The sequence below is a fragment of the Halorubrum distributum JCM 13561 genome (assembly GCF_000337395.1).
Lineage (GTDB): Archaea > Halobacteriota > Halobacteria > Halobacteriales > Haloferacaceae > Halorubrum > Halorubrum distributum.
The window spans coordinates 22,738-29,958 of sequence record NZ_AOJF01000048.1 but is presented as its reverse complement, the minus strand read 5'-3'; the positions used below and the strand labels follow the sequence as shown (position 1 = coordinate 29,958).

Sequence of the window (7,221 nt, the reverse complement as noted above, 5' to 3'; positions counted from 1 at the left end):
GGAGCGGGGCTCTCGGACGCGGCGGCGTCTGCGGCGTCGTCGTCGGGCACTCCGGCTCCCGCCGCGAGGAACAGGGTGACGCCGATGTCGCGGTCGCCGACGAGCGCACCGACGAACGAGAGGATCCGGTCGGCGTCGACGTCGCCCGAAAGCGACACCAGGACCCGGTCGACGTCGCCGGTCGTTCCGGGGACGGCGAACGCGTCGGCGTCGACCTCGTCGGTCACCCGCTCGATCGTCTGCTCGCGGTCGTGGGTGAACACGAGCCGGTGGTCGGCCGCGCCGCCCGCGGCCGCGAACTCCTGACTGATGTCCTCCAGGGCGGACGTCGCGCGCTCCCCGAACTGGAGCCGGGCCTGGTCCGGCGGCGTCTGCTCCGGCAGGACGTGGTAGCCGAGCACGGTGACGTCGACGGCGCCGAGCAGCGATATCAGGCCGGGCGAGACGCTCCCTCCCTCGAGCACCGCGACGGGTACGAGTACGCGTGTCATTTACAGGGCCCCCTTGAGCGACACGTCGCGGGCGTAATAGAAGTACCACCCGGCCGTGGCGGCGATGACCGCGATCCCGACGAGGATCGAGAGCCGGTTCATGAACGCGATCAGCCCGAAGCTGGCGAGCGCGCCGAGGACCGGGATAACGGGCCCCCCGGGCACGACGAAGTCGGGGTCGTACCACGCGGGCCGGTCCCGGCGGATGGCGACGAGCGCGACGCACATCAGCCCGTACATGATCAGGTGGAGGAAGGAGGCGACCTCGGCGAGCAGCTGGACCTGTCCGGTCGCCGCGAGGACGACGACGGGACCGCCGGCCATGCCGAGGGCGACGTGCGGCGTGCCGTACCGCAGGTTGATCCGGCTCGCCCACCGCGGGAGGAGCGCGTCCTTCGAGACGCCGTAGATCGCCCGCGAGGTGCTGAGGATCGAGGCGTTCGCCGACGACATCGTCGCCAACAGTCCGCCGACGATGATCACGAGCGCCCCGGCCGGGCCGAGCAGCGCGCGGCCGACCTCGACCATCGCGGTCTCGCCGGCGGCGAGCAGCGCGTCCCGCGTGAAGATGTTCGTCGCGACGAAGATGGTCAGCACGTACAGGACCGTGACGATCACCACGGAGCCGACCATCGCGAGCGGGAGGTTCCGACCGGGGTCTTTCATCTCCCCGGCCACAGTCGCCACCTGCGCGAACCCGAGGTAGGAGGTGAACACGAGCGCGGCGACCGAGAGGACCGGTCCGGCACCCCAGACGTTCGCGGCCTGCCCGGGCGGCGTGTCGGCGGCGACGACCCCGAACGCCTCCAGCAGGCCGAACCCGAGGAACGCGACCAGCATCGAGAGCAGGAGCGCGACGATCCCGTTCTGGAGCTTGGCGGCGTTCTCGGTTCCCGTGACGTTCAGGACGGTGAACGCGACCCCGGCGAGGACGGCGATGACGGAGACGATCGCGTCCGAACCGGCGCCGACCGCGAGCCCCACCTGCGCGAGCGCGTCGAGCGCGTAGTAGCCGAGCCCGACGAGGTAGAAGGCGGTCGCGAACACGAGCCCGAGCCACAGCGAAAGGCCGATGACGGTCCCGGCGAGCGTCCCGAGCCCCCGCGAGATGAAGTAGTAGCCGCCGCCGCTCCGCGGCATCGCCGTCGCGAGCTCGGAGGTCGGGAGCGCGACGAGGAGCGCGATCACCCCGCCGACGGCGAACGAGGCGGCCGCCGCGGTCCCGATCGCTCCGCCCGCGAGCCCGGGGAACACGAAGATCCCGGCGCCGATCATCGTCCCGATCCCGATCGCGAGGCCGCCGGTCAGCCCGATGGTGCGTTCGAGCTCGGCGTCGTCGGTGATCGTCGCCGACTCGGTCTCGACGACCGACTCCGCGACCGGGGCGTCGCCGTCGAGGTTACGGCCGCTCGGCTCGTCGGGCATCTGTGTCGGTGGACGGCCGGCCTTCGGATAAGTGTGGGGAGCCGTACCGACCCGACCGAAGCCGGGCGACGCGGTTCGGCGGGCGCGATCGAAGCGACGATGGGACTCCTCGTCGGTTGGTCGCGTCGTGGGAGAAATGCTCCGGCTGGGATTTGAACCCAGGTCATCACCGTGAGAGGGTGATATGATTGGCCGGACTACACCACCAGAGCACGTCCGTTCGTCGCAATCTACGGTAGGAAAGACGGTAGTAAAACAGTTCCGTTTTGACGCCGCCGTGCCCCGGTTTGTCGTGGCGAGGCGCGCTCAGACGTCGACGGCGAACGGCGACTCCGCCGCGTCGAGATCGCCCGCCGCCGCGCCGATCGCGGCGAGGAGGTCGGCGACCGCGTCGAGGTCCCCGGTGTCGATCACCTCGACCGGCGTGTGCATGTACCGGTTCGGGATCGAGACGTTGAGCGCGGGCACGCCGCCCCGGGCGGTGTAGAACGCGTCCGCGTCGGTGCCGGTGCGGATGCCGGCCGCCTGGAGCTGGACCTCGACGCCGGCGTCCTCGGCCGCGTCGCGTGCGAGGTCGACGAGGACCGGGTGGTTCGCGCTGCCCCGACCGATCACCGGACCGGCGCCGAGCTCGATCGGACCGCGTCGCTCGCGGTCGACGTCCGGGTTGTCGGTCGCGTGGGTGACGTCGACCGCGACGAACGCGTCGACGTCGTCGAGGTCGACCCCGACCATCCGCGCGCCCTGGAGTCCGACCTCCTCCTGAACGGTCGAGACGGCGTAGACGGTGGCGTCGACATCGGCCGCGGCGGCGCGGCGGAGCCCCTCAGCGGCCGCCCACGCGCCGGCCCGGTTGTCGGCCCCGCGGGCGGCGATCCGGTCCCCGACGAGGTCGCGGCGGCCCGTCGAGAACGTGACGGGGTCGCCGACCTCGACGTGGGCGCGCGCCTCGTCGGCGTCCTCGGCGCCGATGTCGACGAACTGGGACGCGACGTCCTCGTACTCGTCGTCGGCCTCGTCCCGCAGGTGGATCGCCGTCTGGCCGACGACGCCCTGGACCGGCTCGTCGGCGTGGACCGTGACGTGCTGGCCCTTCGAGACGGTGCGGTCGGAGCCGCCGATCCGGCCGATCCGGAGGAAGCCGTCGTCGAGCACGTCGCGGACGATGAACCCGATCTCGTCGGCGTGGCCGGTGACGGCGATCGCCGGCGCGTCGGGGTCGCCCTCGTGGACCGCGACGGCGTTGCCGTACGCGTCGGTGTCGACCCGGTCGGCAAACTCGCGGGCGTAGTCGGTCCAGACCCGCTGGACGGCCGTCTCGAAGCCCGAGGGGCTCGGCGTCGCGAGGAGGTCGTCGAGGAACGCGCTGCGCTCGTCGTCCATGCTCCGAGGCTGTGGGGCGGCCGACAAGAAAACGTCGGTGTCCGCGCTCGGCGCCGGGGCCCTCGGCGCCGGGACCCTCGTTGCCGGGACCTTCGACGCCGCGCTCTCAGCGCTGGGGGTCGCGGCGAGCCCGTCGGCGCGGGGACCGGTCGACACAAGCGCTTTGGGGCGGCCGCCCGTCGGATCCGTATGGACATCCTCCGAAGCGTCCGGACCGTCGCCGAGGCCGAGGGGCCGGGCGTCGTCGACTGGGACCGGGCCGCGGCGGCCGCGAAGGACGCCACGGACCCCGGGTCGATCGCGCTCTCCGACGCGGAGCGCGCGGGGTACGCCGCCGACGTCCGCGACGCGCGCTCGCGGCTGGCCGAGGTGGCCGGGATCGAGTTCGACGTCCCCGACACCGTCGAGGTGCAGAACCGCCACCACTGGATCGACGCGAGCGTCGGTACCTTCCGGCGCGTGATGGACCCGATCGAGGCGGCCGCGGCCGGCGACGGCGCGGAGGCCGGAGCGGTCGGGAACCCCGGAACCGATTCGATCGACGTGATGCCGGACAGCGCGCCCGGACCGGGCGGACCCGCGGCCGGCGCCGCCTTCGCACAGGACCTCTCGCGGGTCGCCAACACGGGGTCGATGGCGTTCGCGCTGGGCTTCCTCGCGCGAAACGTCCTCGGCCAGTACGACCCGCTCCTGCTGGCCGACGAGCCGGACGCCGACCACGGGCTCTACTTCGTCCATCCGAACATCGTCGCTGTCGCGAGCGCGCTCGACGTCGACTACCCCCGGTTCCGCCGGTGGATCGCGTTCCACGAGGTGACCCACGCCGCCGAGTTCGGCGCGGCGCCGTGGCTGCCGAAGTACCTGGAGTCGCGCGTCGAGCGCGGCGTCGAGGGGATGGTCGGCGGCGTCGAGGGAATGACCGGCCGCGGGCTCGACCCCGATGCGTTCGCGGAGCTCCAGACCGCGATGACCGCGGTCGAGGGGTACGCCGAGGTGCTGATGGACCGCGCGTTCGACGGCGAGTACGCGGACCTCCGACGGAAGCTCGACGAGCGCCGCGGCGGGGGCGGTCCCGTCCGACGGCTCGCGCGGCGCCTGCTCGGCCTCGGCCTCAAGCGGCGGCAGTACGAGCGCGGCGCCGCCTTCTTCCGGCACGTCGCCGACGCGCGCGGCGTCGAGGCCGCGGGCGCCGTCTGGGAGCGCGCCGAGAACCTCCCGACCGCCGGAGAGATCGACGACCCCGAGGCGTGGCTCGTCCGCGTCGACCCCTGAGCCGCGCGGCGACTCACTCCAGTTCGAGGTCGCGCTCCCGGTGGTCGCCGGCCTCGACGGACCCCGTCCCGTCGGACTCGACCTGGTCGAACCGCTCGTCGAGGTCCTCGGTCGCGAGCAGGCGGTCGAGCCGGCGTTCGAACTCCGCCTCGTCTATCTCGCCGCTCGCGTAGCGGTCGCGCAGCGCCGCCACCGGCCGTTCGGCGGTCGCAGAGGCCGCGTCGTCCTCGTCGGACGCAACGAGCGGGAACTGCTCGCCGAGCACCAACACCAGCGGGATGAGGATGAAGAAGCCGGTGATGAACAGGGCCGGCCCCAGCGTCACGAGCGGAGCCGGGAGGAGGACGGCGGACAGCGATGTGAGCCCGAACGACAGGATCGCGATGAGCCCGATGAGTCGCTTCTTCTCGAACGTAGGGAGGGCCATACGCAACGGATTCCGGTGCGTTGACAAAAACGTACTGGCGCGCGGCGGGCGGTCCGCCGCCGCCCGCCCGCGACCGACGCCTATTCCTCGGGCGCGCGCCCACGGCGATCCGTGCTCAGGTACGTGACGACGAACCCCGGGAAGGTACGCGAGGCGGAGCGGTACCTCCCGGACGGCTCGGTGGAGCGGCTCGACTTCGACTACGCGGAGGTCCAAGCCGACGAGCTCGGCCCGATCGCGGCCCGGGGGGCCCGCGAGGCGTACCGCCACGCGGACGCGCCCGTCCTCGTCGACGACGCGGGGCTGTTCGTCGAGGGGCTCGACGGCTTCCCGGGCCCGTACTCGTCGTACGTCGAGGACACCCTCGGGATCGAGCGCGTCCACGAGATCGCCGCCGACCTCGACGACCGCCGCGCCGCCTTCCGGTGCGTGCTCGGCTACTGCGACGGCGAGGGGTTCGCCGCGAGCCCCGACCCCGTGGACCGGGGCGACCGCGACGCGGCCGCGGCGGCGGGCCCGGACGAGGAGCGCGGAGCGGGAGGATCCGACGGGACCGACCCCCTCCCGGTCAAGCTGTTCGAGGGGTACGTCCCGGGCCGGATCGTCGCGCCGCGGGGCGACGGCGGGTTCGGCTACGACCCGATCTTCGAACACGACGGCGAGACGTTCGCGGAGATGGACACCGACCGGAAGAACGCGGTGTCACACCGCGGCCGCGCCTTGGAAAAGTTCGCGGAGTGGTACGCGGACCGGTAGCGAGCGACGACGGCGAACCTACGCCGCGCCCTCGATCGCGGCCGCGAGCAGGTCGCAGCCGAGGTCGATCTCGCGTTCGGTGACGTCGAGCGGCGGGAGGATCCGGAGGACCTTGTGGCCGCACGCGAGCGTGAGGAGGCCGCGCTCGAAGGCGTTCTCGACGACCGCGTCTCGGCGCTCCTTCGTGTCGAACTCGACGGCGAGCAGGAGCCCCTTCCCGCGGACGTCCTCGACGGGACCGAGGTCGGCGTCGCGTATCGTCTCTTTGAACTGTCGCCCGCGGACGACGGCGTTGTCCATGAGGTCCGCCTCCTCGATGGCGTCGAGCGTGAGCGCGCCCTGCGCCGAGGCGATCAGGTCGCCGGCGCCCCACGTCGAGGAGAGCCGGCCGGTCTCCTCGGGGAACACGTCGCTCCGCGAGACGGTCGCGCCGACGCGGAGCCCCTTCGCGCTCGCGATCACGTCGGGGTCGTACGCGTAGTGGTCGGAGCCCCACATCTCGCCGGTGCGACCGACGCCAGACTGGATCTCGTCGGCGATCAGGGTGATGTCGTGTTCGTCGGTGATCGCCGCGATCTCGTCCGTGAACGCCTCGGAGGGGAACCGGTAGCCGCCCTCGCCCTGGATCGGTTCCATGATCAGGTAGGCCACGTCGTCCGGGTGGACGTTCCCCCGCTTCGGGTCGAGCTTCTTCCGGAGCCGCGAGACGCCGTCCGCGAAGAAGCCGCACGAGCAGGTCTCGGGCGAGCAGGTTCGGTCGTCGCAGTACGGCATCTCCATCACGCCGCTGACCTCGGGGAAGTCGCGGCGGTACACCGCCTTCGAGCGGTTGAGCGAGAGCGCGCCCAGCGTGCGGCCGTGGAACGCCCCGTCGAAGGTGATCGCGTACTTCGCGCCGTCCGACTCGTCGTAGGCGATCTTGATCGCGTTCTCGACCGCCTCCGCCCCTGAGTTCGAGAGGAAGACGGTGTCCATGTCGTAGTGGCTCGTCAGATCCGTCAGGCGGTCCATGAGCCCCGAGGCGCCGGGGATCCCGTCGTCCGGCGTCGGGCCGCCCGCGGCGTAGAAGTCCTGCCCGGCGATCTTCAGCGGGTCGACGAGGTCGAACTCTTCGAGCCGGTCCATGATCAGCGGGTTGTTGTACCCGAGCGGCGCGGCGGCGACGTGGCTCGTGAAGTCCATGAGGACGTTGCCGTCGACGTCGGTACAGAACGGGCCCTCGGCGGGCGCGGTGCGGTCCCAGACGAACTCGTAGACGTAGGTGCTCGGCGCGGCCGACTCGTGGTGGTAGTCGACCCACTCGCGAGCGCGCTCGCCGGGGAGGTCTGCGACGGCGGGCGTGGCGGTGTCGCGATCCATGCGCCGTGGTGGCACGCAGGTGAAATAAATCCGGGGCGATCGCGAGAACGTTGGAGAAATATTCAACAGCGCGCCGTCGACCGGGCTACGAGGGCGAGCGTCTCGACC

The 7,221-nt window shown here is 72.0% G+C and carries 6 protein-coding genes, 1 tRNA gene and 1 pseudogene; 2 read left to right on the top strand and 6 right to left on the bottom strand.

Annotation, left to right across the window (positions count from 1 at the left end; translation table 11 throughout):
- The 4 genes and pseudogenes from C470_RS11445 to C470_RS11430 all read right to left on the bottom strand — a co-directional run.
- Positions 1-491, bottom strand: a pseudogene (locus C470_RS11445) (universal stress protein); the annotation flags it as partial.
- Positions 492-1,916, bottom strand: a complete 1,425-nt coding sequence (locus tag C470_RS11440; RefSeq protein WP_008367369.1) for an APC family permease — start codon at positions 1,914-1,916, stop codon at positions 492-494. It lies immediately after the preceding pseudogene.
- A 137-nt stretch (positions 1,917-2,053) separates the two neighbouring features.
- Positions 2,054-2,128: transfer RNA gene (locus tag C470_RS11435), tRNA-Glu, on the bottom strand.
- A gap of 94 nt (positions 2,129-2,222) precedes the next feature.
- On the bottom strand, positions 2,223-3,299 hold the full coding sequence (locus C470_RS11430) for a M20/M25/M40 family metallo-hydrolase (protein WP_008367367.1): 1,077 nt from the start codon (positions 3,297-3,299) through the stop codon (positions 2,223-2,225).
- A gap of 189 nt (positions 3,300-3,488) precedes the next feature.
- Between C470_RS11430 and C470_RS11425 the strand changes: the two genes are divergently transcribed.
- Complete coding sequence (locus C470_RS11425) at positions 3,489-4,571, top strand: zinc-dependent metalloprotease (RefSeq protein ID WP_008367365.1); 1,083 nt, start codon at positions 3,489-3,491, stop codon at positions 4,569-4,571.
- A gap of 13 nt (positions 4,572-4,584) precedes the next feature.
- Here C470_RS11425 and C470_RS11420 read toward each other — a convergent pair whose 3' ends face one another.
- Entirely contained in the window at positions 4,585-4,998 is a 414-nt protein-coding gene (locus C470_RS11420; protein WP_004597089.1) for an SHOCT domain-containing protein, read from the bottom strand.
- Positions 4,999-5,109: 111 nt separating this feature from the next.
- Here C470_RS11420 and C470_RS11415 point away from each other — a divergent pair, with 111 nt between their 5' ends.
- Positions 5,110-5,754: a non-canonical purine NTP pyrophosphatase gene (locus C470_RS11415; RefSeq protein WP_004599554.1), complete on the top strand. Its 645-nt coding sequence runs from the start codon at positions 5,110-5,112 to the stop codon at positions 5,752-5,754.
- 18 nt (positions 5,755-5,772) lie between these two features.
- On the opposite strand, the gene C470_RS11410 is transcribed toward C470_RS11415, so the two are convergent.
- Complete coding sequence (locus C470_RS11410; protein WP_004597091.1) at positions 5,773-7,113, bottom strand: aminotransferase class III-fold pyridoxal phosphate-dependent enzyme; 1,341 nt, start codon at positions 7,111-7,113, stop codon at positions 5,773-5,775.
- Positions 7,114-7,221: the final 108 nt, after the last annotated feature.